Annotated in this window: 25 protein-coding genes, 1 tRNA gene and 3 pseudogenes; 12 read left to right on the top strand and 17 right to left on the bottom strand. The window is 39.3% G+C overall.

Annotated elements, in window-relative coordinates:
* Positions 1-157: 157 nt before the first annotated feature.
* From R5R67_RS03265 to R5R67_RS03255, 3 genes are read left to right on the top strand one after another with little or no spacing between them, the layout of a single operon-like run.
* On the top strand, positions 158-1456 hold the full coding sequence (locus R5R67_RS03265; protein ID WP_000350211.1) for an FAD-dependent oxidoreductase: 1299 nt from the start codon (positions 158-160) through the stop codon (positions 1454-1456).
* 4 nt (positions 1457-1460) lie between these two features.
* The gene (locus tag R5R67_RS03260) at positions 1461-2288 is read left to right on the top strand and encodes an SAM-dependent methyltransferase (protein WP_000645074.1); all 828 of its coding nucleotides are present in this window, start codon (positions 1461-1463) and stop codon (positions 2286-2288) included.
* Between the two features lie 8 nt (positions 2289-2296).
* The gene (locus R5R67_RS03255) at positions 2297-2719 is read left to right on the top strand and encodes a GFA family protein (protein WP_000114350.1); all 423 of its coding nucleotides are present in this window, start codon (positions 2297-2299) and stop codon (positions 2717-2719) included.
* A gap of 640 nt (positions 2720-3359) precedes the next feature.
* On the opposite strand, the gene R5R67_RS03250 is transcribed toward R5R67_RS03255, so the two are convergent.
* Positions 3360-3435: transfer RNA gene (locus R5R67_RS03250), tRNA-Thr, on the bottom strand.
* Between the two features lie 124 nt (positions 3436-3559).
* Positions 3560-4804, bottom strand: a complete 1245-nt coding sequence (sxtP, locus tag R5R67_RS03245) for a multidrug efflux MFS transporter SxtP (RefSeq protein WP_001089021.1) — start codon at positions 4802-4804, stop codon at positions 3560-3562.
* A gap of 137 nt (positions 4805-4941) precedes the next feature.
* Here sxtP and sxtR point away from each other — a divergent pair, with 137 nt between their 5' ends.
* A complete protein-coding gene (gene sxtR, locus R5R67_RS03240) occupies positions 4942-5862 on the top strand; it encodes a multidrug efflux pump transcriptional activator SxtR (protein ID WP_000423180.1) in 921 nt (306 codons plus the stop codon).
* Here the strand turns inward: sxtR and R5R67_RS03235 are convergent.
* Positions 5859-6746, bottom strand: coding sequence for a DMT family transporter (locus R5R67_RS03235; RefSeq protein WP_001061061.1), 888 nt, complete (start codon positions 6744-6746; stop codon positions 5859-5861). The genes sxtR and R5R67_RS03235 overlap by 4 nt on opposite strands.
* Before the next feature lie 226 nt (positions 6747-6972).
* Here R5R67_RS03235 and R5R67_RS03230 point away from each other — a divergent pair, with 226 nt between their 5' ends.
* Positions 6973-7716, top strand: coding sequence for a hypothetical protein (locus R5R67_RS03230; protein ID WP_000597374.1), 744 nt, complete (start codon positions 6973-6975; stop codon positions 7714-7716).
* A 24-nt stretch (positions 7717-7740) separates the two neighbouring features.
* Positions 7741-8133 (top strand): hypothetical protein, encoded by a 393-nt coding sequence (locus tag R5R67_RS03225; RefSeq protein WP_000789147.1) that lies wholly within the window; start codon positions 7741-7743, stop codon positions 8131-8133.
* A 45-nt stretch (positions 8134-8178) separates the two neighbouring features.
* On the opposite strand, the gene R5R67_RS03220 is transcribed toward R5R67_RS03225, so the two are convergent.
* From R5R67_RS03220 to R5R67_RS03210, 3 genes are all read right to left on the bottom strand, one after another.
* A complete protein-coding gene (locus R5R67_RS03220) occupies positions 8179-9180 on the bottom strand; it encodes an aldo/keto reductase (protein WP_000877483.1) in 1002 nt (333 codons plus the stop codon).
* A gap of 111 nt (positions 9181-9291) precedes the next feature.
* On the bottom strand, positions 9292-10194 hold the full coding sequence (locus tag R5R67_RS03215; RefSeq protein ID WP_000447722.1) for a helix-turn-helix domain-containing protein: 903 nt from the start codon (positions 10192-10194) through the stop codon (positions 9292-9294).
* 123 nt (positions 10195-10317) lie between these two features.
* Positions 10318-11118, bottom strand: coding sequence for a GNAT family N-acetyltransferase (locus tag R5R67_RS03210; protein WP_000584336.1), 801 nt, complete (start codon positions 11116-11118; stop codon positions 10318-10320).
* A gap of 696 nt (positions 11119-11814) precedes the next feature.
* On the opposite strand from R5R67_RS03210, the gene R5R67_RS03205 reads away from it, so the two are divergent.
* Positions 11815-12366 (top strand): TetR/AcrR family transcriptional regulator, encoded by a 552-nt coding sequence (locus R5R67_RS03205; RefSeq protein ID WP_000792704.1) that lies wholly within the window; start codon positions 11815-11817, stop codon positions 12364-12366.
* 78 nt (positions 12367-12444) lie between these two features.
* Positions 12445-12963, top strand: a complete 519-nt coding sequence (locus R5R67_RS03200) for a hypothetical protein (RefSeq protein WP_000712290.1) — start codon at positions 12445-12447, stop codon at positions 12961-12963.
* A 60-nt stretch (positions 12964-13023) separates the two neighbouring features.
* Here the strand turns inward: R5R67_RS03200 and R5R67_RS03195 are convergent, their stop codons facing one another.
* The gene (locus R5R67_RS03195) at positions 13024-13359 is read right to left on the bottom strand and encodes a winged helix-turn-helix transcriptional regulator (RefSeq protein ID WP_000128772.1); all 336 of its coding nucleotides are present in this window, start codon (positions 13357-13359) and stop codon (positions 13024-13026) included.
* Positions 13360-13475: 116 nt separating this feature from the next.
* Between R5R67_RS03195 and R5R67_RS03190 the strand changes: the two genes are divergently transcribed.
* The 3 genes and pseudogenes from R5R67_RS03190 to R5R67_RS03180 all read left to right on the top strand — a co-directional run bounded on the left by R5R67_RS03190 (position 13476) and on the right by R5R67_RS03180 (position 15430).
* Positions 13476-14033 carry an NAD(P)H-dependent oxidoreductase gene (locus R5R67_RS03190; protein WP_000753355.1) on the top strand — a complete coding sequence of 186 codons (558 nt, stop codon included), beginning with the start codon at positions 13476-13478 and terminating at the stop codon, positions 14031-14033.
* Positions 14034-14176: 143 nt separating this feature from the next.
* Positions 14177-14956 carry a hypothetical protein gene (locus R5R67_RS03185; protein ID WP_000215688.1) on the top strand — a complete coding sequence of 260 codons (780 nt, stop codon included), beginning with the start codon at positions 14177-14179 and terminating at the stop codon, positions 14954-14956.
* 133 nt (positions 14957-15089) lie between these two features.
* A pseudogene (locus R5R67_RS03180) lies at positions 15090-15430 on the top strand (DHCW motif cupin fold protein).
* 277 nt (positions 15431-15707) lie between these two features.
* On the opposite strand, the gene R5R67_RS03175 reads toward R5R67_RS03180, so the two are convergent.
* The 4 genes from R5R67_RS03175 to R5R67_RS03160 form a co-directional block, all read right to left on the bottom strand.
* Positions 15708-16958, bottom strand: coding sequence for a type II toxin-antitoxin system HipA family toxin (locus R5R67_RS03175; protein WP_086376055.1), 1251 nt, complete (start codon positions 16956-16958; stop codon positions 15708-15710).
* Positions 16955-17260, bottom strand: a complete 306-nt coding sequence (locus tag R5R67_RS03170; protein WP_046812872.1) for a hypothetical protein — start codon at positions 17258-17260, stop codon at positions 16955-16957. Before R5R67_RS03170 ends, R5R67_RS03175 begins: the two co-directional genes overlap by 4 nt.
* Positions 17261-17585: 325 nt before the next feature.
* Positions 17586-17780 carry an exodeoxyribonuclease VII small subunit gene (gene xseB, locus R5R67_RS03165; RefSeq protein ID WP_086376056.1) on the bottom strand — a complete coding sequence of 65 codons (195 nt, stop codon included), beginning with the start codon at positions 17778-17780 and terminating at the stop codon, positions 17586-17588.
* Positions 17773-17904: a hypothetical protein gene (locus tag R5R67_RS03160; RefSeq protein WP_262443622.1), complete on the bottom strand. Its 132-nt coding sequence runs from the start codon at positions 17902-17904 to the stop codon at positions 17773-17775. The genes xseB and R5R67_RS03160 overlap by 8 nt, the downstream gene beginning before the upstream one ends.
* On the opposite strand from R5R67_RS03160, the pseudogene R5R67_RS03155 reads away from it, so the two are divergent.
* Positions 17875-18845 (top strand): annotated as a pseudogene (locus R5R67_RS03155) (IS3-like element ISAba21 family transposase); the annotation flags it as partial. The gene R5R67_RS03160 and the pseudogene R5R67_RS03155 sit on opposite strands and share 30 nt — an antisense overlap.
* Before the next feature lie 493 nt (positions 18846-19338).
* Here R5R67_RS03155 and R5R67_RS03150 read toward each other — a convergent pair.
* The 6 genes and pseudogenes from R5R67_RS03150 to xseA form a co-directional block, all read right to left on the bottom strand.
* Positions 19339-20196: a LysR family transcriptional regulator gene (locus tag R5R67_RS03150; protein ID WP_009389225.1), complete on the bottom strand. Its 858-nt coding sequence runs from the start codon at positions 20194-20196 to the stop codon at positions 19339-19341.
* Entirely contained in the window at positions 20193-21200 is a 1008-nt protein-coding gene (locus R5R67_RS03145) for a phosphonate dehydrogenase (RefSeq protein WP_004757466.1), read from the bottom strand. Before R5R67_RS03145 ends, R5R67_RS03150 begins: the two co-directional genes overlap by 4 nt.
* 41 nt (positions 21201-21241) lie before the next feature.
* Complete coding sequence (gene phnE / locus R5R67_RS03140) at positions 21242-22039, bottom strand: phosphonate ABC transporter, permease protein PhnE (protein ID WP_004757464.1); 798 nt, start codon at positions 22037-22039, stop codon at positions 21242-21244.
* 18 nt (positions 22040-22057) lie between these two features.
* Positions 22058-22918: a phosphate/phosphite/phosphonate ABC transporter substrate-binding protein gene (gene phnD / locus R5R67_RS03135; RefSeq protein ID WP_262443588.1), complete on the bottom strand. Its 861-nt coding sequence runs from the start codon at positions 22916-22918 to the stop codon at positions 22058-22060.
* Between the two features lie 67 nt (positions 22919-22985).
* On the bottom strand, positions 22986-23717 hold the full coding sequence (gene phnC, locus R5R67_RS03130) for a phosphonate ABC transporter ATP-binding protein (protein WP_262443589.1): 732 nt from the start codon (positions 23715-23717) through the stop codon (positions 22986-22988).
* Positions 23718-24059: 342 nt separating this feature from the next.
* A pseudogene (gene xseA / locus R5R67_RS03125) lies at positions 24060-25208 on the bottom strand (exodeoxyribonuclease VII large subunit); the annotation flags it as partial.
* Positions 25209-25303 lie beyond the last annotated feature (95 nt).

The raw sequence follows: 25303 nt of genomic DNA, 5'->3' as shown, positions 1-25303 counted from the left end.
CTCTTTTGTAAAATTTTATGAAAAACTTTTGGGCTTATCTTTTAAAATTTTTCTATATAAATTGATGCAAAAAATAAAAATCTGGTAGTTTTTAATACGGTGTTTTTTTAGGGTATGAGTGATAATCAAAAAAATTCTCGAAAAATGGGACATCATTTTGGATATCGCAATTATTGGCAGTGGAATGGCAGGACTTGCAGCAGCAAGAATTCTGAAAGATGCAGGACATACAATCACGATATTTGAAGCACTTCCTGGCCGGGGAATGGACAGTCATAGCATTGAGTTCGATGGTGGGATTATTGATGCGCCATTGCGTGTTATGAACCCGCATCTATGGAAAAATACACTCAGCCTTGCTGCACACTTAGGCATTAAAACCTTTCCGGTTCGTACCTATATGTCTTGTAGCTGGTTATTTGAAGATCGTACTGAAACATGGTTAACCACATCTCGTAGCCGTATTGGTAATTTCCCAATTATCAATAACCGTAAAGGTATCCAGCAATATGGCTGGCGTCTGGTAAAAGGGATGCTGCAATTAAAAACTGCGATTCACCAGTTCTTTAAATCTAAAAATCAAGATATTACTCTCGCTGAATTTATTAATCAGAACGATATTGAAGAAGTATTCTGGCATGGTGTTGTTATGCCGGTGCTTTATACGATTTGTACATGTAACCCAAAAACAATTGGTGATTGGCCTGCGAAAAACCTTCTTGAGTTTTTGCGTCATTTAACTGATGGTGACATGTTGTTGCGTATGAAAGGTGGTACACCTGCATTTGTAGACAGCTTAATTAAAGGCATTGATATCCATAGCGGTTCGGCAATTAAAAAAGTTGAGCTACAAGGTGAAAAAGTACTGGTCGAAAATGAAAAAGGTGACCAAGGTACATTTGACCGCGTTATTGTGGCCACACCAACATCTAAACTTGAAGAGTTCTTAAACCCTGAACAGTTTGCAGAAGATATGAATCTGCTTAAACAGTTCCGCTTTGAACAAGGCGACTTGGTTATTCATACAGATGCAACAGTAATGCCACCACGCCGTAAAGACTGGTCAGTGCTGAGCTATATGATGGACCGTAAGTTTACTCGTCAGCAGTTTACAGTTTGGATGAATGCCGTTGAGCCATCACTGGTAGGTAAAAATCCTGTATTCCAAACTTGGCGTCCAGTAGTGGATATTGACCCTAAAAAAGTCATTTCAAAAGTGACCTTAACGCGTGCAGTTGTAGACTCGCAAACTATTGCTTTAAACAAAGAGCTACAACAACGTCACTTAGAACCAAACCGTAAAGTATTCTACTGTGGTTCATGGTCATGTGATGGTTTGCCAATTTTAGAGTCAGCAGTGACTTCTGCGATGCATATTGCTGAAATCTTGGATGCACCTTTACCATTCGTGGGATTAAAGCCTAAGGTCGAAGTTGCCCCTGAACTCGGTTACTAAAATTGTGAAAGCAAAAGTTCGAGCAGCTCTTTCTCGATTTATCCCTCATAAATATGCAATTGATGCATCAAGTTTGGGGGATAGTGAAGAGCTTGCTTGGACAAATTTGGGTTTTTGGAAAAATACCCGAACCTACCGTGAAGCTTGTCGCCAACTGGCTGATCATTTGGCACAAGCTGTCAATTTAAATTCAAAAGATTATCTCTTAGATTTAGGTTGTGGGCAGGGTGCAAGTTTATTGCACTGGTTACAGCACTATCATCCCAAAAGCCTGAGTGCAGTTGAACTACAAGCCTCATGTGTTAATAAAATTCAAAAATTTATTCCTGAAATAAGTCAGATTTTCTGTGGTTCATTTTTAAATTTAAAACAATTTGAATTTAAACAACGCTTCGATGTGGTGCTCTGTATTGATGCGGCTTATCACAGTCATTTAAATTCATTTCTGGATTCGGTTACTCCCATTTTAAATTCAAAAGGACGATTAGGTTTTCATTACTTGATGCGTGCCGACTCATGTCACAATATGACCATGCTAAAAGAACAAAAGCACCGTTACTTACTTAAAGCAGCCGATGTAAGTTGGGATGCTGTGCCAACCGAAGGCATACTGAAAACTACCTTGGAACAACAAGGTTTTACAGATATTAAAATCGAAGATTTGTCAGAACAGGTATTATTAGGTTTTTCACAGTATATTCAAAATCAACAAACACAAAGCCATAACCGAGGGTTGGCAAATTTTAAAATCCAAATGACTGCAAAGTTATGCCAACAACTCTATCAAAATGGATATGTACGTTATATTCAAATAACAGCAATAAAAAAATAGGGTGAGCCATGTCAGTTAAATATCAAGGATCATGTTTATGTGGAGCTGTGAGCTATCAAAGCGATGCAGAGCCACGTTATAGTTTTAATTGCCATTGTCGAGATTGCCAAAAGGCAACAGGTTCGGCCTATGCACCAATCGCTTTTTTTCATCAATCTGAATTGAAAATAAGTGGCGAACTTAAATATTTTGAGACATTAGGTTCTTCTGGTCGTCCCATTAAAAGAGCTTTTTGCCCGACTTGTGGTTCTCAACTTTTTGGCTTACCTGAACTTGTTCCTGAAATGATTTCAATACGCGCAGGCACTTTGGATGACCCAAGTCTCTATCACCCTAAAGCGGAAGTTTTTGTGAGCCACACCTATGCGTGGGACATGTTGAACCCAAACCTTAAACACTTTGAAAAAATGATAGAGAAGAGCAAGAAATAAGGCTCAATTAAAGAAGCCAAATATTGCCAAAGCACAGATTAAAGTAAGACTGCCAAGAGCTAAAAATAATATGGTTTTTCTAAATTTTAGCTGAGGCATTTTACTTATAAGGATAATAAGGCATGCAAGTATGATCACTAAAGATTGAAAAAGGTTTAAAGGTAGATTAGACATCTCGTTCCTTGTTGTTTTTAAATTTATTTTAGAAATAAAGTAATAAACTCATTATATCGTTTTCTTATTTAATTGAAGAACATAACTTCTTATAAATTCATATTTTTATTTCCATGATAGATAAATCAAGTTTTAAATTTAAAAGAACCATGTACGCTTTTTCCTACATCTATTCAGGAAATTGACGTCTTTCTATGACCTCATAAATTGCCTATGATGAACTCATCAGGAACAGGAAGTTCCAAAACGTAAAACAACAATAATAAGTTTAAACACCAGGACGTGAGGTATTACAGGATGTATGCCTAGTAACGAAATACGAAAAAAGCCCAACAGGATGTTGGGCTTTTTTCATTTCTTATTAACGAATTTCTTTACCACCTAAGGCGGCACAGTCAAAAGGTCTATTCCAAAACCTACAGACAACAAAAAACCCCATAAATCAAATATTCATGAGGTTTAATGATGGTGCCGGCACACGGATTCGAACTGTGGACCTACTGATTACAAGTCAGTTGCTCTACCAACTGAGCTATGCCGGCGATGTGGAGTGAATTTTACAGTTTCTTAAAAAAAATACAAGCCAAAAAATGAGCATTTAAATTTTTTCATATGATTTTTAAATGCTCATTGGGTTTAGCCTAAAAAAGTTAAGGTTTTACTACATTAATGCGCTTTGGCATGTGATGTATAAATCGCTAAAAATATTCCAATTAAAGACAAGAACACGGTTAAACCGACAATCGCACTCCAGCCACCGTGTAACCAGAACCAACCACCTGCCGAGCCGACAATACTTGAACCCATATAGTAAAACAGCAAGTAAAGCGAACTGGCATGAGCTTTAGCTTGTTTGCTTTCGGCACCCACAGAACTACTCGTAAGTGAGTGGGTAATAAAGAAGCCTGTGGTAATAAATGCGATGCCAATGATAATGCCGAAAAGAGAGCTGAGCAGGGTCATGAGACTACCCACGATCATCAAGGCAAAGCCACTCATCATCATGGTTTTTTTACCGAAGCGATCGGCTAAGCTACCTGCCAACGATGAAGACACCATACCAAAGCTATACGACAAGAAAATAAGGCTAATTTGTGTTTGACTCAGTGAATAAGGTGCACCGCTTAAGCGGAAGGTTGCATAGTTAAACAGGGTGACAAAAACACTGGTAAGCAAGAAACCAATGGCAAACAGGCGTAATAATTTAGTATTGCTTAAATGAGCACGCCACATTTGCATGTGAAAGCCTAAATTCAGCCCTTTTTTCTGCACAAAATTACGCGATGCGGGAAGTAATTTTAAAAATGCAATCGAGCAAATAAAACAGATTGCCCCAAGTAAGCCTAAGGCGGTGCGCCATGAAAAATATTCAACTAAAATACCCATACCGACACGGCCCATCATGCCACCAAAGGCTGTCCCTGCAATATATAAACCCATGGTTTTACCGAGGTGTTCAGGCGCAATTTCTTCGGCAATCCAAGCCATAGTCACTGCGGGTACGCCACCAAGCAGTAAACCTTCTAACGCGCGTGCTATGAGTAAACTGTGCCAGTTCGGTGTAAACATCGAGACAATATTTAAAATTGCGGCACACAGCATTGACGTAAAGATCACACCGCGACGGCTAATCGCTTGTGAAAAGGCACTCGATAGCACAATCGAAATGGCTAAAAAGGCAGTCGTTAATGACAGTGCCAAAGAGCTACTCGCAGGACTAATCTGAAAGCTTTGGCTAAATGCAGGTAAGAGTGGCTGTACACAATAAATCAGAGAGAAGCTAGCAAAACCTACGAGGAATAAAGCAAATCCTGCATGTTTATAAGCTTTAGTCCCTTTGTGAATCCACTCACGGGAAAGAACAGACGTTGCCTCAGTGTTTAAGGTACTGGGTGTAGATGAAGAGTTCATATCATGACCATGACAGAAAAAGAGCAGTGCCTAAAGGCATGCTGAATCGAGAAAATTCGATAAATTAAAATTAGCAATTTAAAAGGTATTTTTCTAATATATTTAATAATGGGACACGATATGTTTTATATATAACAATGGAACTCAGGCATATACGCTACTTTTTGACAGTAGCAGAAGAAAAAAACTTTACCAAAGCTGCGCAGCGTTTAAACATGAGTCAGCCGCCTTTAAGTATGCAAATACGAGACTTAGAAGAAGAGCTAGGTGCAGATTTATTTATTCGTTCGCCTCATGGGGTGGAGCTGACCGAAGCTGGGCTTGCCTTTTTAAATGCAATTCAGCCAGTACAGCAGCGTGTAGAAGATGCAGCAAACCTTGTTAAACAAGTGGCAAATGGCGAAGTGGGTCAATTACGGTTAGGCTTTACAGGTACTTCAATGTTGAACCCTTTAATTCCTAAATGCGTTCGCTATTTCCAGCAGCAATACCCGAAAGTAAATTTAAAGCTTGAAGAAGCCAATACCTTACTGCTCATCGATTTATTGCTTGAAGACCGTTTAGATGTCGCAATTATTCGTTCGCCACGCAATATGCCAGATAGCCTCATTCTACAAGAATTATTAGCTGAGCCGCTCATTGCTGCTTTACCTTCAGAGTCTTTTCAACTCGACGATGCATCACAAGAAATTGATTTAACTGCGCTGCGAGAACTTGATTTTATTGTCTCGCCCCCTTCAGTGAGTGCAGGGCTTTTTGATGCGATTAAACAGGCCTGCCATGAGCGTGGCTTTGAACCGAAAATTGGGCAAAACGCCCCGCAAATTGTGTCAATTTTATCGTTGGTGTCTGCAAACTTAGGGGTGTCTTTGGTTCCCGAGTCGACCAAACAATTGCAAATACAAGGTGTGGCCTATCGCTCTTTGAAAGCGCCTGTACCTACGGTGGGTTTAGGGCTTGCTTATAAAAAACATGCCCCTTCACAGATGGCGATTAACTTTGCCAGTGTGGTGCAAGTGGCTTGTCACCACGCCAACGAAATAAATGAAATCGGCTAATTTGATTTCGGCGCTCTGTTCATTAAAAAGATGCCTGAAATAATAAAAATCGCACCATATAAAAATGATAAAGTCGGCTGTTCATGAATGAAAACCCAAGCCATGAGCGCTGCAAAAATAGGTTCTGAAAGCTCGGTCACTTGTACCTTTGCGGCACTCATATAAGACAACGCTTTAGTGGTACAGAAAAAGCCGAGTATGGTTGGTAGAACAGCTAAACCAATCAAACCTAAAATGATGTCACTATTAAAAGTAATGCTATGCAAGTTTATTAAAAACGGAACTGCAAGATAAACACTACCAAACAGTAGTAAGTATTTAGTCAGAAACAGGCCGCCGTTTAATTTGAACTTTTTCACTAAAACCGAAAATAAGCCATAACCCGTACCGGCAATAGAAGCATTAATCAGCATTAAAAGGCTATTTTCACCTTTCCACGAAATAATGCTAATCCCAGCAACCGCCAATAATGTTCCAATAAGCGAATGAATATAGATGCTTTCTTTTAAAATGAACCTCCCAAAAAATAGGGCAGAGATGGCAGCCGAAGCCATGAGTACCACCACCACATTGGCCGCAGCACCATGGTTATAGGCAATGGTCTCAAAAAAGAATAGCGAGAAAATTCCTAAAAAAGCACATATGGCAATTTGAGCAAAAACGCTGAGTTTACTTGGCGTGTTGCTAATAAATGCAACCTTTTGGCTGTCAGGCACTTTAAATAAAAACATACTTAAAAAGAAAAAGGCGATAATGGTTTTTAAAAAGGCAATGTCTTGCGGGTTTAAACCACTGTGCATGAGTAATTTACTAATTACACCAATAGATGCATTTAAAGCTGCTGCACACAGTGCAAATAGGGTTCCAATAATTAAATTATTCACTCTTATAATTTTTCCTAATTTTTACGCATGCAGTCTACATTATTTTTTGGTTGAATATTCAATTAAAGTAACCAGTTAAGTTCAATATTTTCAAAAATTTATTTTGTATGGATTTAACTATTTTTATAAAAACATAAACTCTTCTAATAGACTTTTGTTTCAAATAATTGTGATTTATAGCGCCAGCTCATATTATATAATTAGTTAATTATTAAAGAATTTTAAAATGATTAAATCGATTATTTCAGGTTGCGCGGTTCTTACACTTTCAGCTTTAACGGTAACTCATGCAGAGTTTTCTTATGAACAAGAATTACAACAAGGCTGTAATAAAGTGAAGCAATACGCGAGCTTAGGTAAGAAATTCTACGACCAAAAACAATATAAAAAAGCGCTCGAAAACTTCCAAAACCAAGCCTCTTGGACTGCTTTTTGTAAGGCCAATGCAGACGAAACCACAGTTAAATTTACCGACCGAGATATTGAAGTTGCCAACAATAACGTGGGCTTAGCCTATGCCAAATTGGGTCGACCACTTTGGGCAAGAGCATGGTTTATGCTCGATGAAAAATCAAAGTCTAGTCAATTTAACCTTAAGCAGTTGCCTGCCCCTAAAGCGTCAAATGATCTGTCAGGTGAATACGTCCGTTACTCAGGTTTTGGTGAGTGGGATCACATCACGGTAAGTCGTAAACAGGGCCAATATGCCATTGGTTATTCGGGTGTTTATATGGGCTTACGAAGCTTAATTTACGGCCCAAATATGGGTGAGTTTGACACCAAAATGCCGACCAATGCCAAGCAAACCATTTATAAAGATCAGGACTGCCGTATTCAGCTCGATTTTAAATCTAACGCGAAATTAGGAAATTATATTCAGGTTAAACAAAGCGAAGGCGAGTCGGGTTGTGGCTTTGGACATAACGTTTATGCCGATGGAACGTATTTAAAAGTTGAGTCTGGAAAATAAGATTAAACATATAGGAACACAATAATGAAAAATATATTTGCACCTTTACTGCTTGTTTCTACAGTTATTTTTTCTGCTCACATTTATGCAGAGCCGACTAGTACCTGTAAGGAAGTGAAATTCCAAAAGGCTGATCAGGCTTGGAGTGGGCACTATTATTTACATGGTGTGATGGAAGTCGGTTCAGAGCTTTTACTTCAGCCAGACGGTAAGTTTCAATGGATGCTCGCTGTGGGTGCTTTAGACCAATATGCTGAAGGCACATGGTGGAAAAATGGAGACTGTATTGGCTTAAAACCAGAGGCTAAATTTAAAAAGGATTTAAGCATTTTCCCTGAGAGCCTAACGATTTCGGATAAATCCTTAGATGCGATCTGGCAGGGTGGGCGCCAGCAAGGCACATATAGCAAAGACTAAATAAAAAAGTCCGACACTGAGTCGGACTTTTTAATAGCTTATATTTTAGTGGTTGACCGCAGCAAGTTGCTGAGCGTTATAGCGTGCGCCCATGTTTGGATATCTCGCGATAATCGCTTCAATTTCTGCCAAATCTGCTGCTGTTAAATGAAGATCTACAGCGCCTGCATTTTCCACAAGTCGCTCGATTTTACGTGTACCCGGAATTGGAATAATGTCGTCACCTTGCGCAAAAATCCAAGCCAAAGCCAGTTGAGCTGCTGTCGCATTTTTGCTTTGAGCAAATTCGCTAAATGCCTGCGCTAAGCTTTGGTTATTTTTCCAGTTATCGCCCTGATAACGTGGTAAATGGCGACGGAAATCATTTTCATCTAGGTTATTTACATCAAGCGTATTGGTAATTAAACCACGCGATAAAGGTGAATACGGCACAAGGCTAATGCCTAACTCACGAATGGTTTGCAAATGGGTTTGCTCAAACTCACGGGTAAGTAACGAATATTCATGTTGAACCGCTGCAATCGGGTGAATCGCATGTGCTTTACGAATAGTTTCAGCCGACGCTTCACTCAGCCCTAAATAACGAACTTTACCTTGTTTGACCAAGTCTGCCATTGTGCCAATGGTATCTTCAACCGGAACATTTGGGTCTATGCGGTGTGCATAATACAAATCAATCACGTCTGTATTTAAGCGTCTTAAACTGTTTTCGACCGCGACTTTAATCCACTCAGGTGAGCCGTCGATATAAGACTCTAAAGAGTTTTTCGGGTTAAGGTTATCTTCTTTATAGCGGAAGCCAAATTTGGTCGCCAAGAACACTTTGTCACGATGTTTTTCTAAAACTTTTGAGAGCAAAACTTCATTTGCACCGTTGCCATACATGTCGGCAGTGTCCCAAAAGTTAATGCCGAGGTCTAAGGCCTTTTCTAGAGTTGCAATGCTTTGTGTGTCGTCTGAGGCACCATAGGCAAAGCTCATTCCCATGCAACCTAAACCAAGTGCTGATACTTTTTCGCCTGTTTGTCCTAAAGTTCTATATTTCATTTTTCACACTCTTTTTGCAAAATCACTTGAGTAGAAAAACTATAAAATGCTTTGGCTCAAACTGACGTATAACATTCAAACCAATAATTATAAAATTCAAACAATCTGTTTTTAGGCCACACAGTCTTCGCGGAACTTTTTAGGTGAAAACCCCGTATTTTTCTTAAAGAAGTTGGTGAAATACGCTGAATATTCAAAGCCTAAGCTATAGGCAATTTCGGAAATATTCCAACTGGTGTGTTGTAGCAGCGCTTTGGCTTCTTGAGTAATGCGCGAGCTAATATGCTCAGACGTGGTTTTACCTGTAGCTTCTTTTACAGCTCGATTTAAATGGTTCACATGCACAGACAGGCCATAGGCATAGTCATTTGCAGTTTTGAGTTTAAGCTGAAAATGGGGCGAGTCGATCGGGAACTGGCGCTCTAATAATTCAAAGAATAAGTGGCAAATCCGAACCGCAGCATTGCTATGTTTTTCAAACTGTTGGGTCGGTTGCATTTTCATGGCTTCATGCACAATCAGGTGCAAATAGTTTCTTAAAACGTTGTATTTATGAATATAGTCTGAATTTATTTCATTCATCATCTTTTTGAAAATAAATGAAATTTCTTCAACTTGTTGGTCATTTAAAAAATACAGCGGGTCGCCGTCGACTTTAAACAGCGGTGAGTCTTTTAAAAAACTTTGTCTCGATTCTTGGTTTACAAACTCTTCGGTAAATAGACAAAACCAGCCCGCTTGTTCAGGCGAATTAATTTCCCAAGCGTAGGGAACCATTGGGTTTGAAAACAGTAAAGCAGGGCGGTCTACCCGAATCCAGCGGTTGGCGTAGTGAGGTTCGCCTGTGCCTAAAACCAGTGAAATTTTATAATAGTCACGGCGGCTATAAGGGGTGAGAAACGAGCAGGCATCGCGTTGGAACACGTTAAAATGTCCAAATGAAGTGGATGGAACCGAGTAATCGCTATCTCTGGTTAAAGAAAAGCGGCGATAAAAATCATGTATGGTTTCCATGTTTTTGCCTGCGTGTATTATCAATTTATTTAAAGTTATAAAATTCAAACTTTATTTACTGTAGCTTTTATTTATAGCGTGATCAATCTGTTCATTTAAACAGGTTTGAAAATGAATAAATTTTTATAAATACTCTGGGTAAGCAATGTAAGAAGACTCTACACATTCGAAGCCCATTTGCCGATAAAGACTAACCGCTGGAGTGTTATCAACGTCGACAATTAAGTGGGCAATTCGTCCCGTTGCAACAATCCGATTAACTGCAAATTTTAAGACGCGTTCAGCAAAACCTTTTCGACGATAAGCAGGGAAGGTATATGTGCCACCAATAGAAACGAGTCGATCAGTTTCTATGCCTAAACGCACAATCGAAACGATCTGTTGATCTGCTTCAAGCACAATAATTTTTTGTTGTTGAATTAGAGATGCCCAGTCAGGTGTTTCATTTACTGAGCGCTCTTTATTGTATTGATGTTGATATTCATCAAGACGGGCAATATCCGAAAGTTCAGCCAAGCGCCCTTGAGCTTCAGAAAATTGGCGTGAGCAAATCATGATCCATTGATCATATTCTCTTAAAATGCGTCCTTTTTGTTTTATCTCGGCATGTAATAAGTCCCGCCCAATTGCGGTCGTTACGATCCGACGCGGTTGAAGCTGTAAAATTGATGTACACAGTAATGATCCAGATGATGCCTCTGATGGAACCCAGAAACAGGTGCCCCCAGCAAGAATAACTGCGACTCCTAGCAGTTGCTTGGCGTTTTGTGAGTCATACAAACGTAAGAGTTGCCACTCGGCATTGGTAGCTTGTGTATGATTAAGAAAAGCCATCGCCCCAATAGAATAATAAAACCGCTCTTCAAGCCACTGAAAGATAATTTGATATTCTTCTGAACTAGTGGGAGGTCCCTTTATTATCATTATTAATTACCTATTCAAATCATGCACTCAATCATAATTCACTATCCTACATTTTTATTATCATGACATCGTTAAATTTAAGTTGAAGGTCTTTTTAGCTTAAATATCTAATTGAATAAACAACAATAATTATTTAACCAATTTCTATTCAACCTTACATTGACACTCCAAAACGTGCGGATTATCCTTTGCCTGCTGGCCTACATTGCCAGTCGGTTTTAGCAGACCGTCGTACAGATTACATCAGATTTATTCCTTCTGAGGGAGAGATCTGCATGTATTCAACCCGTCTCCCTCACGTTGCGGTAGGGCGAGAGGGGGACACCTTCGGGTGTGCTGGTTCTGTACCCAGTCTGCTAACCCCCTTTCGTTCTGCCACCATCTTTTAGCAGAGATAGGCAGAATCCTTATTTGTACAGGAATCCGTCATATGCGTACTATTTCATCTCTCTCGTTGGCAACCTTCGCCAAAATCTTTGACTCTATACCCAACTGGTCTTTAAAACGGTTTAACCGACTCTAGGTTTTAAGCCATAGGTCATTACGACTAAAAAATCATAGCAACAATAAAACCCGAGATAGGCGAGCACACCATTTTTGTGCTGCTTTTGCACGCCTGTTTTTAGCGCTCAATTTAAGAGCGACGGCATTTCTATCTCTTTTATTTACAACAAAAAATTATTTTAAGCGATATACATGAAAAATTTAGAAGCTTCATTTAGAGCATTGCGAGTGCTCCACACGGCAAAGGATTTATTTAACCAATATGGGTTTCATAAGGTAGGGGTAGACCGAATTATTGCCGACTCCCAAATTCCCAAAGCCACCTTCTACAACTACTTCCATTCAAAAGAAAGACTCATTCAGATGAGCTTATCTTTTCAAACAGACGCTTTAAAAGAAGAGGTATTTTCTACGATCTATTCGTACCGTGAACTGATGGTGTTCGATAAACTCAAGAGAATTTTCTTTTTACATGCTGACTCAGACGGGCTTTATCGTTTGCCTTTTAAAGCAATTTTTGAAATAGAAAAACATTATCCTTCGGCTTATAAAGTGGTGGTTGATTATCGAAACTGGCTTATTCAGGAAATTCACAAACTACTTTTAACCGTAAAACCTGCCGCTACAGTTGAAGATGCGCATATGTTTTTGTTTGTGGTCGATGGAGCAATGGTGCAGCTTTTAAGCTCAAAGCAAACTGATGAAAGGGAATATTTGATTGATTATTTTTTAAGTCGGGTTTGAGGGGGGGAGGCCCGACGAGAGTTGGGCTTTTATAAAAAATATTATATTATATTTTTTTATATTTTGAGTTTAATGTAAATGAAAAAAGAATCTAGCCTATTTACAAAAGTTAATTTTATCGAGGTAATACGAACCATACCATGGAAAAATATAACCGCATTATCTGTTTTATTTTATATTGCCGCCATTTGGGATTTTTTTTATTCAGTCTTTACCGGTAAACCTAATAAGTTTAGTGAAGTAAATGGAGTCTTTAATACATTAATTAATCAAAATGAGTTTTTGATATGGATTTTTTTTATAGCTTTTATTATATATTTCTTTATAAGTATGTGGGCTAATTATAGAATTTTTAAGAAAAAAAAGATAAGTGCTTTTTATAGAAATTTGATTGAAGTATTTAATTATACAGGTTTTTTTATTATCGAAATTTTTTATCTAATAGCTATTTTCTGTTTTCATACAATTATCTTAACTCTTTTAACTTTTGAATTTAGATCAACATTAATTTTCTTTATGTTTTTTATATATTTCATAGTATTAGCATTGTTCATACATTGGGGGTATTCAAGCGTAAAAGTTAAAAACTTAGATTAAGATAAAGAAATTATTCCAAAATCTAATTTTTTGGAATAATTTTATTTTTACTGTCTAAAACTAAGAATTCATATTCCGCTCGCCCCATTGGCACATCATATCCAATAAAGGAATTAAAGACTGTCCTCTTTCAGAAAGACGATACTCAACTTTAGGCGGAATTTGAGGATATTCCTTACGAATAATAAGTTCATCTCTTTCTAACTCTTTAAGTGTATTGCTCAGCGTTCTAAATGAAATATTGCCAATACAGCGCTGCAACTCATTAAAACGCATAACGGTTTTTCCATACAGCCAATACATGATGATCATCTTATATTTGCCATTAATTAAAGAAAGGGTATAGCCAAAACCCGTTTCTTCTAATGGCGTATTTGATGGAAGGCAGTCAGTCATTTTTAAAATCTACACTATCTTTTGGTATAGTATATAACAAAAATTACCGTACTTATATTTAGGAAAGCATACTTCTATAATCGATTCATCTATTTTTCGATAAGAGTGTTTTTATAATGAAAAAGACATTAGTGATCGTTGCACATCCTCACATAGACCAGTCTGTAATTAATAAAAGATGGGTAGAGGAGTTAGAAAAATATCCCGACCAATTTACAGTTCACCAGATTTATCAAGCCTACCCAGATGGCGTAATTGATGTTGCCAAAGAACAAGCGCTTGTAGAAGAACACGAAAATTTAGTCTTTCAATTTCCAGTGTATTGGTTTAACTGTCCGCCACTTTTGAAACAATGGCTTGATGAAGTTTTGGCGTATGGTTGGGCTTATGGTTCAACAGGTGACAAGCTTAAAAATAAAAAATTTATGTTGGCGGTGTCTGCAGGTGCTCAAGAAAAAGTTTATTCAGAGCAAGGTGAATATAAGCTTTCGTTAGAGCAGATTTTTAGTTCTTTTGAACTTACTGCTTTATATATTGGGGCAGTCTATCAACCGCTTTATGCATTTTATGGTTTAGACACAAACCCTTCACCAGATGATGCTATTCCAACTCACCAAGAAATAGATAACAGTGCCGTTCAGTATGTTCAGAAGTTATTAGCGCTGTCTGAGTAATTTTTAAAAGAGAGACCTAAGCGTGAGAGTTTGGGTCTTTTATATAGAAGATTTTTTAAAAAATTACATTAAGGTTTTAAGTTAAATATACAGTTTATTTATGATATAAATGTTCGTTAAATATAGATTAAATTTAAAAAATTATGACCGTTTTTCGCATTAAAGAAAAAGAAAATTCCCTTATAACTGAAGATGCTCATGAATTAATATGCTACGCAACAATCAGTGAAATAAACTCATGGAATGATGTTGTTAACTTATATTCAGAAATTAAGCAGAAACATTTCCCTAAAAAAGTATTATTACTTTTAGAAGATATAGGACAGTGCGAATACACGTCTATGCATGCTTCAATGGGAGAGGGGCTTTATTTTGATACCACAGAATTCGTTGAAGATGACAGTGCAGCAAGTTGGGAAAATACTCGACCTTTAGAGCTTCAATACCATATTGAACAATTATTAAAGCCAGAAAATTATTTAAACTTTAATAACTTGCCAAAAAAACTTAACTATAGCGATGAAGATCAGGCAACTCTGCTACAGATCAATGCTGAACCAGAAAAAATTTTAGATGAAGTTATTCAAGTAAAGTTAGTCAATATTCAAACTGAAACTCAAAAATTTGCAGCATGCCTCAATGGTTACTTTACTTGTGATTTGAACCCTTTTGAGTCTTTTAGCTTGATTGAGCATTTAGATCAAAACTATGGCTTAGAGTATGTGGGTTTAGGGGCAAGCTTATTATTCTTTATTAAAACATCAAAATTTGATGCAAATAAAACTCCTCAATTGCTTAATGAGTTGAGCAACTTTTATCAATTCAATCAAACAACGCATAACCAGCTAGAACAACATTTATCTAATCATGAATATCTTATTTTGCCTTATGTAGAGTCATTAGAAGTTTTTGATCTGGATTAAGGCTGATTAGAGAAATCTAATGAGTTTCTTTCTTAGTTGGGCGTTGGCTTTAAGAGATAATATTTTTAAAGTGTTTGCAAAAACCAATTTTGTCTATAAGTTGAAAATACAATAATACGTCTTTGGGAAAACTATGAATATCGCGCCTTTTCCATTTCAAATTACAAACTGGGAAGAAATAGAAGTCACTGAATATAGCGGTGAAACTGGAAAAGCTTATTGGAAAACTCAATTTTTTGGTGAAGAAACAAATAAGATTAGAGTAAGGCTTGTCGAGTACTCTGCAAATTACTTAGCAGACCATTGGTGTGAAAAAGGGCACATATTATTTTGCCTAGAAGGCGAGTTGGAAAGTAGATTGAAGGATGGACGAACATTTACTTTAACTTCAGGCATGAGTTATCAAGCGGAGATAACTCCGAACCACACCAGTCTTATAGCTTGAATGGTGCGAAGTTACTTATCGTTGATTAAGTTGATTTTATTTAAGTTAAATAAAAAGACCTAAATCAAAACGATTAGGTCTTTTTTGAATTCTGGCGGTTGAGAGAGGGAATCACATTTTTTGATTAATATATTGATAATATTTAAATAAAATATAAATAGTCTTATTTGATCCCCCAATCGTCCCCCAGTTAGAAAAAGCTGAATTCAATGAAATGAATTTTCTCAATTGATTGGCAGAAAGATGACAGCAAACTTTCGTTGTCCTTCATAGTACATCAATTTCTATTCTATCTAAATACAACCATTATACGTTAAAAGCTTCCTGTTTGATTAGCTGTTCACTACGACTAATGCCCAACCGATTTGCAATGCCTTGCCATTTTTTTACCGCCAATAATACTTCATCATAAATCTGAGTCGCTTCCTCTTGAGATAAGCGGAAAAAATCAATCACCTCAAATGCCAAGTTGTAATCAAGTGCATTAGCTGTATCTGTAATATTAAGGTGTAAACCTTGGTTCCCTACAATAGGGTTAAGATCATATGCAGGTGATAACTTCCATCCTTTATCAGTTAATAAGAAGCCATGATTTCTTAAATGGTCATCTGTATTTGATATTGCAATATTAAAGATGATCCTGCGCCATAATTGAGCTAGATCATTTTTTGTTTGTGATCCGTTATTGGTTAGAAACTCGGCTATTTCAAGATAACTTGCCCCCTCTGAATGTTCTCCATCGTAGTACCCTAGTTGAGTCATGGCTGATGAGAAATGTATTCGCTCAGTTCCTTGGCGGTCAAATCGTTTGGTGAGAAAAGTATGATGTTCTGAAGAGAATCGGCGTATTTCACTTGGGAACATTTCTACTCCAGCTAATCGAGCCAACTCATAACAGATGAACTCCCAAGCCCCTACATCGAATGTATCTTTCTGATTAGGAAATTTGGCGATCCAGAGATGTCCTTGCTCATCAGTCACGCAAGCTTTAGGTCTAGCACCACCTAAAGAAGAACCAGGGGAAATTAATAATTTAAGCCAGTGATAATATTCTTCACTGTCAATGTTCTCATCTTTCTCAATTTGGATTGCGGCATATTCTAGTTCACGTAATGAAGTCATTGGAGGAGCTGCAAACTCGTCATTGTCATCTAAGAAATTATCAGACTCTGCTGTTTTAAAACGAATTCCTCCCATGCGAAAAGAATCATGCACGCCCAGTAAATAGTCCAATTCCGTGAGTCTGGCACTTGAACGTAAACCTTTGTAATGTTCTATTGCCGCATGGCGTTGCATCAGAATTCGTCCCCAACGGTCAGGGGCTGAGTCTAAGAAGCTACGAAAATTCTTATCTGGAAGGTCGTTATAAAGTTCACCACGATGAAGTGTTAAGAATGGATCAAGTTGAAGACGATATTCTGACTTCAAGAATGAGCGATCATAAGCAAAACTAAATACACCGCCACGACTTGTCTCAGCAAACATTAATTGCCCTGTAAGTAATGGTGAATCAATAGGTAACCAAGAAGCATAAACATCTACTATATTTCGGGTCATTTTGAACCTTCTAATAATTTAATATTTTGCAGTTTAATTCCCACTTCGTCATGGGCTGCTAATTTGGCAAAATTATCTTCCATACCTAACACTCCCATCACTTTGATATATGTACCGATTGCTACACTGGGATCTCCAGCAAAAACTTTATTTATAGTTTTATTATCAAATCCAGTACGGTCGCAGATCATTTGTTTAGTCCAACCACGACGCTTAACAGCGAGTAATAGATCTTCCCCGAAAGTGGTCAATGCCTTACGCTGTTTGGGGAACAAAATTTTATATAGATCTCTTTTCGGCATAAATCCTCCTGAAATAGGACTATATTCCTAGATTTTACATATAAATGGGAATATATTCCCATTTTTGTTGTGAGTCAACTGTTAATCTTCTAAGGTGGCTTGAACTAATTTTGGTACTCTTAAATGCCATTCTCTCCAGTCAAGGCTTGTCCTGACTGGAGTTGTTTTAATGCTGTTTCAAAGTCAAAGTCAAAGTCAAAGTCAAAGTCAAAGGCTGTTGTTATAGTGGCGTCATTCATGTTTTTAACAGTTTAAGGAAATGACACAGCTTTTTGAACACTACCCACTATTAAGTAATTTTGTTAGAACTAAATTTAATGTGGGATTATTCTTTAAAAGTATCATTCAGCGCTTTTTGCACAGCATCGACTCTTGTTTTACAAGCTTTATAGGCAGACATTGATTCTTCAACAATCTTCATAAGGTTATCAATATCTGGTTCATCTTGATCTTCTAACAACGTTGCATTTTTCTTTAGTAATTCATAACCTTCTTTAAAACTTAACTCTTTCTTAGTCATTGTTAGTCACCTTATTTACATCGGCATGAATAAAGCCATCTTGCATTTCAATTGAAACGGTTGCTCCGACTTGTTGAACAGAACGAATTGCTTTGTTATCGAAGAAAATAAAAAGCTCAAACAACAGCTCAAAACAGCTGAAATGGAACGTGAATTTCTAAAAAAGGCAGCAGCGTACTTTGCGAAAGAAAGTCAGTAAGGTACGCCTATATGAAACAGCAAAGATATTTATTCCCGATTAGCTTTATGGCTAGATTACTTCACGTTTCAGTGTCACGATTTTATGATTGGCTAAAACGAGGCATGAATAAAAGATTGGTTCAGCGAAATCAACAGACAATTTTGGTCAAAATAGCTCATGAGGAAACTAAACAAAGCTATGGCTATATTCGATTAACTAAGCATTTACAAGCGCAAGGTATCAAAATCAGTACGTATGCTGTACGTCAAATAAAAAAGCTCAACCAGCTGTATTGTAAGCGTCATAAGCGTTTCAAAAGAACTACGAAGAGTGATCATAATCGAGCGATCTACGCAAATTTACTAGAGCAACAGTTTTCAATGACTAAGCCCAATCTTGCATGGTCAAGCGATATTACATACATTTGGACTGCTGAAGGTTGGTTATACTTGGCAGCAGTAAAAGACCTGTACACGAAACAAGTGGTTGGCTATAGCTTAAATGAGCGTATGACCGCACAACTTGTTTGCAATGCACTGACTATGGCGATTCGTAATCAAAAACCAACGAAAGGCTTAATTATTCATTCGGACAGAGGCAGCCAATATTGCAGCCATGAATATCGAAAGATACTGGAAAAATGTGATTTTCAAGGTTCAATGAGCAAACGTGGGGACTGTTACGATAATGCACCGATTGAAAGTTTCTGGGGCATACTCAAGAATGAATTAGTGCATCATTGCAACTATAAAACCAGAGATGAAGCTAAAGCAGATATTACAAAATACATTGTGTTATTTTATAATCAGCGAAGAATTCAAAAGAGTTTGGATTTTAAAACGCCAAATCAAATAGCAGAGAACTTTTATCGGTTAGCTGCCTAGCATATCCCAAGTGAAAGTCTCCTGCTAATTCAGCACATATCAGGTTTGAATGACGCGGACATTGACCACAGTGATGATCAGGCGACCAAAGCAGGTTGGATACAGGCGAGTCTTGAGAAGATTAAGAGTACGCCTTTTGCGCTAGAGCCTAAGCACCTGACACACTAGATGTACCCGAAAAGGGGCTAGTGAGACTAACGGACACGTTAGCTGGTGGATATGCGATGCAATTGATCTAAATTAATTTCAAAGCACCAGAACCGGCTCAGTTGTGCCCAAAGCGGATGTTCGCAAAAAATAATCTTCTCTTGATACCGCAGATTAAAGTGGATGTTCGATATGGCCTTTTAAAGGTAGAAAACTTAGTATTTAGACGCCTACCTTCTAGAGAAATAACGCAAATGAATAAAATGCTACCATCAACTTAAAATCATGATATGTCACGGCAAACTTCACACTTTCTAACTGTTGGCATAAACAACATACCATCCATCTACTGAAGTAGAAATTTTTTGAAATGTGCCGATGGTGTATTTTCAAGCATATTGCTACGACAAATAACGTAAAGATTTTTGTAGGGGGTGATCCCTTCAATTTTAACGCTTCTTAGTCGACCACTCTCGCACTCATCGACCACAGACGAAGAGATCACCAATGAAATACCCAAGCCTGCCTGTACTGCCCGTTTAACCGCCTCTGTGCTTCCAAGCTGCATAGATACACCAATAGAATCTGCCACGCTTCCGAAAAAATGCTGTAACAGACGCCCTGTGCCGCTACTTGTTTCTCCCCCCAGCAATTTCTCTCCCTTCAGCCAATCTAATGGAATACTCGCCAATTTGGCCCACGGATGCTCCACCGGCACAATCACAGCTAGTTCTTCACTTCGCCAAACGCATGCATCAAATCCCTCTCGTTGATCCCACCATTCCATAATGGCCACATCGACTTCAAAGTTTTCCAGTTTTTTCACAATGGTAAGATTATCGCCAATGACTACATCAAAATTGCAAGTTGCTGTTTTCTTGAACCGCCTCAAGTGCGGTGGCAATACATAGATGCCGATATTCGAGCTCGCGCCTATTACAAGACGATTTGTGTCGAATAATGCGCACGCTCTGGATCCGGTGCGCACTAGGTTTTCCGCATAAGGCAAAAACACTTTGCCTTCCTCTGTGAGCGTACAACCTGCGTTGTTTCGCACAATCAGATTGACACTCAGCGACTCTTCTAGGCGCCTAACATGCTGAGTCACAGCTGACTGTGAGAGCCCTGTGTGCTTGGCTGCTTCACGAAAGCCACCCCGATTCACGACAGCCAGAAAAGTAACTACGCGTTCAAGATTGATCAATTAACGCCTTCCAAAATTGGATTATTGATAGCATCGGATGGCCTTTGGCCGGTCAGTGCCTGTAAGATATTATTGGCTGCTAGTTTCTCGATTTCGAAACGCACGTCGTCGACCGCAGACCCCAAATGTGGGGTGAAAAATGTTTGCGCTGTATTGGTCAGTAACTCCTGCGGAATAGCTGTTGGCCTATCAACACGGATCCACTCTTCCAATTCGAAAACATCTGCCGCATAACCCGCCAATTTTCCAGATTCAAGTGCTTCGGCAACAGCTAATTCATCGACAACTGAACCACGACACGCATTGATCAAGTAGCTTCCTGTGCGCATTGTGCCAATTGTTTCTGCATTCAATAAGTGCAAAGTTTGCGGCGTCATTGGCAGCATAGGTACAACAAAGTCACTGCTACTTAATAATTCATCGAGACTCACCTGTCGTGCATTCCAGGCCTTTTCCTGCTCTTGATTCAAGGCGATGTCATCGCAATAAAGCACCCGCATATCAAAACTCGATAAGCGCTTCGCAATCGCTCGCCCGACCGCACCCATACCGATGATTCCGAGTGTGCGTCCTGTTAAACCCGTTCCGTATAGTTCCGGTCTCCACCCGTTAAATCCGTGAGTTCGGATACGGCGATCCCCCTCGGCCAGATGGCGAGTCAGGCCAAGAAGCAATCCAATTGTCAGCTCCGCCGTTGGGATGGTCAGAAGGTCCGGCACGATGCTGAACCAAATACCACGGCGGGTACAAGCATCGACATCAAAGTTGTCATAGCCTTTGAGTGCTGCACCTACAATCTTCAATTTAGGGCAGGACGCAAGAAAATCATCATCGATACTGTCAGGCATGAATACCATCAGTGCGTCAGCATCCTTTGCTCTCTCCAGCAATTCTGCGCGCGACATAGTATCGCGGGTCATGTTGGGAACGACATCCGCAACAGATTGTAAATAATCGATAATTTCAGGATGAACCCAGTGGGTAAGAACTATTTTTTGTTTCATGTGGACCCTCATGTGTATACCGGATTTTTTATATGGGTTAGCTACTTGAACTTGCGACGCAAGAATGAACTGAATGTATCAACTAGCGTCACCATCCCAAGAATGACCAGCAATATCGCGGATACTTCTTGGTATTGCATAAGACGCAGCGATCCTATCAACTCGAAACCTATACCGCCGGCACCGACCATTCCCATCACCGTTGAGGCGCGAAAATTGTATTCCCACCGATAAATCGCGGTGTCGGCCATTTGCGGTAATACTTGCGGAAAAATGCCATGAAATATCACTTGTAGCGGGCTGCAACCTGCGGCCTGCGCAGCTTCAACTGGTGCTTGATCTGTATGCTCAATCGCTTCCGCAAAAAACTTAGCGATCATGCCGATTGAGTGCAGGCCTAATGCCAACACACCCGGCAGTGCACCAAAGCCGACAGCTGCCACGAAAACTATACCCATAATAAGCTCAGGAACAGATCTCAACACATTTAACAGAGCACGCGCAGCCTGATAGACCGCTGGATGTGGACTGGTATTGCGTGCAGCCAAAATACCCAAGGGCACGGACAAAAGCACAGCGATGGCGGTTCCAGCAATACTCATGGCTAAGGTATCGAGCACTGGCTTGACCCATGCTCTCCACTCACTAAAGTTGGGAGGGAACATCTCACCAATGAGACTAACAAGACTTGGCACGCCTTCGCCTAAACGCTCACCATCAAATAGACCAACGTAATACCAACATCCGACGACAATAGCTAAAATCAATATCACATACCTAACTACTCGATTCCAGCTTTGGCGCTGCTCTGACAATATGGCTTCGAAGTTCGTATTCATTGTAGAGACCTCAAAAAATTAGAACTTGGAAAAATCTAGCTTTAGCAAACTACCTAAATCACGCACGACATCGTAATCCTTATCTGTTACAGGCCCGAATCCTTCAGCCTTGAATGGTTTCAACACGTTCGGATCTTTCAAATCGAGGAAGGCAGCACGAATTTTTACTTTTAGCTCTGGTTTTAAGTTAGAGCGCATAGTCCATGGGTACTGAGGAAACGGTTTTGACTCCACTAAGACCTTCACTTTGTTTAGATCGATCAAGCCGCTCTGAACGAGCGATTTGAAAATGGGCTTGCTCAGACCACCGGCCTGCGCGTGTCCATTCTGAACTGCCATCGCCACTGCATCGTGAGAGCCTACGAAATGCTCCTTGTAATCCTTTTTGGCAAATAATCCTTTATCAGCAAGCATTGATTTGGGGATCAGGTGGCTGGATGTAGAGGCCTTGTCACCCCAGGCAACGGCTTTTTTCTTGATATCTGTGATGTTGTTGATGCCCGCCGCCTTATTCACAATTAGCACTGACTGATAAGTTGTTGTGCCTTTTTGTTGCATTGCTGCAAATGGTTCAATCTTACTTTTCTGTTTGGCCAATACATAAGACAAGGGCCCAAAATATGCAAGATCAATACGACCGAACCGCATTCCTTCAATCATTGATGAATAGTCAGTGGTAACAATAAGCTCAATCTTTTTGCCCAGAGCTTTTTCAAGATACATCTCTAGAGGCTTATTATTTTTAATGACGGTTGATGCATTTTCATCAGGCAAGAGAGCAACTTTTAATGTGCCGGGGTCAGGATTAGGTGCGGCATATGTGACACTACCTAAGAGGCTAAACGATATTAGAGCCAGTACAGCGAATAGCTTTTTCATGGTTATTTCTCCTCAGTTCTTAAGTTAAACAATGGTTATGAGTAATATTTGGAATGTTTGAATTCAATTACGCTTTTTGTTCATAGAGTTCAGTTACATGCGTTTGTGTCAGAGCCGCTGGTATTGCATCGAACACAACCTTGCCATGAGCCAGACCGACGATTCGGTCAGCATAGCGTTTAGCGAGATCGACTTGATGTAGGCTGACTACAGCGGTTATGCCGTCTTCTTTGCATATTTGGTGTAAGAGCGCCAAGACTTTGTTGGCGGATGCTGGATCAAGGCTTGCCACAGGCTCGTCTGCCAAAACAAGTGCCGGTCGCTGCGCTAATGCCCGAGCTATACCCACGCGTTGTTGCTGACCGCCACTTAACTCATCCACTCGTGAGAGTGCTTTGTGAAGTAGCCCAACGCGGTCAAGGCTGTGTAATCCAATAGATTGATCCTCCTTCGATAGAGGAAAAAGAGTACGAAGCGTCGAGTGATAACCTAGTCTACCCATTAGCACATTTTGCAAAACAGAAAGTCGACCAATTAATTGATGCTGCTGGAATATCATGCCAGTACGCCGACGATGCTCTTGCAATATTTTTTTGTCCAACAATGAACCTAACATTGTAATGTTTATATTGCCGCTAGTGGGTTTTTGCATCAGGTTAAGACAACGGAGCATTGTTGATTTGCCTGCACCAGAGGCACCGAGCAACACTGAAAACTCTCCCTGTTGAAACGTGAGTGAAGTTGGATGCAACGCAATCATTTGTCCGTACTGGACGGTAATATTTTGAAGTTGAATCATTGCTGCCAGACCCTCGTTGTTGTAATCAATCTTTATTTTTGATTACGAAATCAGATAATGAGGTGAGCATAACGACTCAATGTTACAGTTTTATTGCGAGCAATTAGCAATCGCACTCAAACGCTTGGCTATAAGACTTCCAATTGGTATGCAGTGAGGCGCCGGTAATTGGCGGAGCTAGCTGGGAGGGGTTTAGCAGGATTTTAAGGCACACCCTGGCGTCCGCTTCTGGCCGAACGCAGCTGGAAGGCTCAAAATAGGTCGAGACACATTAAAATTACGTCACTACTCATAAGTGGCGATTATGTAAAATCGTTTGCGTGGCTTTTAACCTACTACTAATCTAATAATCCCATATCCTTTAGCAAGAACATTCCTAGGGTTTTGTAGTAGGGTTTCTCTCATCAATGTGTCGATTTGAGTCGAAGCAAATTTAAGTTGTTGCTGAGAAAAATACTGCGTTGTTGACTTCATCAATTCAAGATTTTTTTGCGCTGTATTTATTTGATTCTGGGCATGGGTTTTGATGATATTCATCAACTGATCATTTTGACTTTGATAAGCTGAAATTTGATGTTGAGAGAGTAGTTTGATGGACTGAATAAAATCGATTGCCTCCTGAGATCGTTCTGAAATCAGATTACGTATTCCTGCAATCACTTTACTTGGGGTATCAAAAGATCGGTGTGCAATTTCATCTAAAATGGTTCGATCTTTCTCATGACCGATACCGACCCAAATGGGTACTTTTCGTTTGCAGAGTAAGGTAGCTAGATCATAGTCATTTAAATAAGCTAAATCATTGACTGCTCCACCACCACGGATAATAACGATGAGGTCGGGGGGGATTGTATGATTTTTTGCCCATTCGCGCAGACCTGAGCTTAAAGACTCCATAATGCTATTAGCAGCCGTATTACCTTGGAAGGTTGCAGTGTGATATATAAAGTGACAAACATTAGCTCTACTTAAGGCATCTGCATCTTTCTTGAAATCACCCAAACCAGCTGCATTTTCTGGTGCAATTACTAAGACATTATCAATGTCAAAAGGTATAGGAAGCGATTTATTTAGATTGATCAAGCCTTCAGTCGTTAAACGGGCCAGTATCTGCTGATAGCGCTTAGCAATATCGCCCAGCGTAAAGCTTGAGTCTATGTCTTCTATATTGACTGAAAAACCATATTGGGGATCAAAGCGAGCTTTGATTTTAATCAGTACATTTAGGTCTTTTGATAGCTCTATTCCACTTTCCCGCTCAAACTTGGATACGATTTTTGTGGCAGTGAATTTCCATATCGTTGCCTTACAGCTTGCAATTACCTTGTCCGTATTTTCAGCCTTTTCCGCCAATTCAAGATAGTAATGTCCACCTTTAATGTTTAAGTTCCGAATCTCAGCTTTTACCCATACAGGTTCTTCGAAGGTCATACGGATGACTTCTTGTACTGCTGTTAGGTACTCATTTAGAGAAAGTTGGGTGGTGGACATACTGCAAAATATTGGATGGAATATTCCTATAGTAGCAAAGATTAGAGCTTCTACAACTACGTAAATCGGTCAATATATTGGGTGGATTAACTGAA

It is taken from the genome of Acinetobacter sp. OYA S30, from assembly GCF_033599315.1.
GTDB lineage: Bacteria > Pseudomonadota > Gammaproteobacteria > Pseudomonadales > Moraxellaceae > Acinetobacter > Acinetobacter baumannii.
This window is presented reverse-complemented; position numbering and strand designations above follow the sequence as displayed.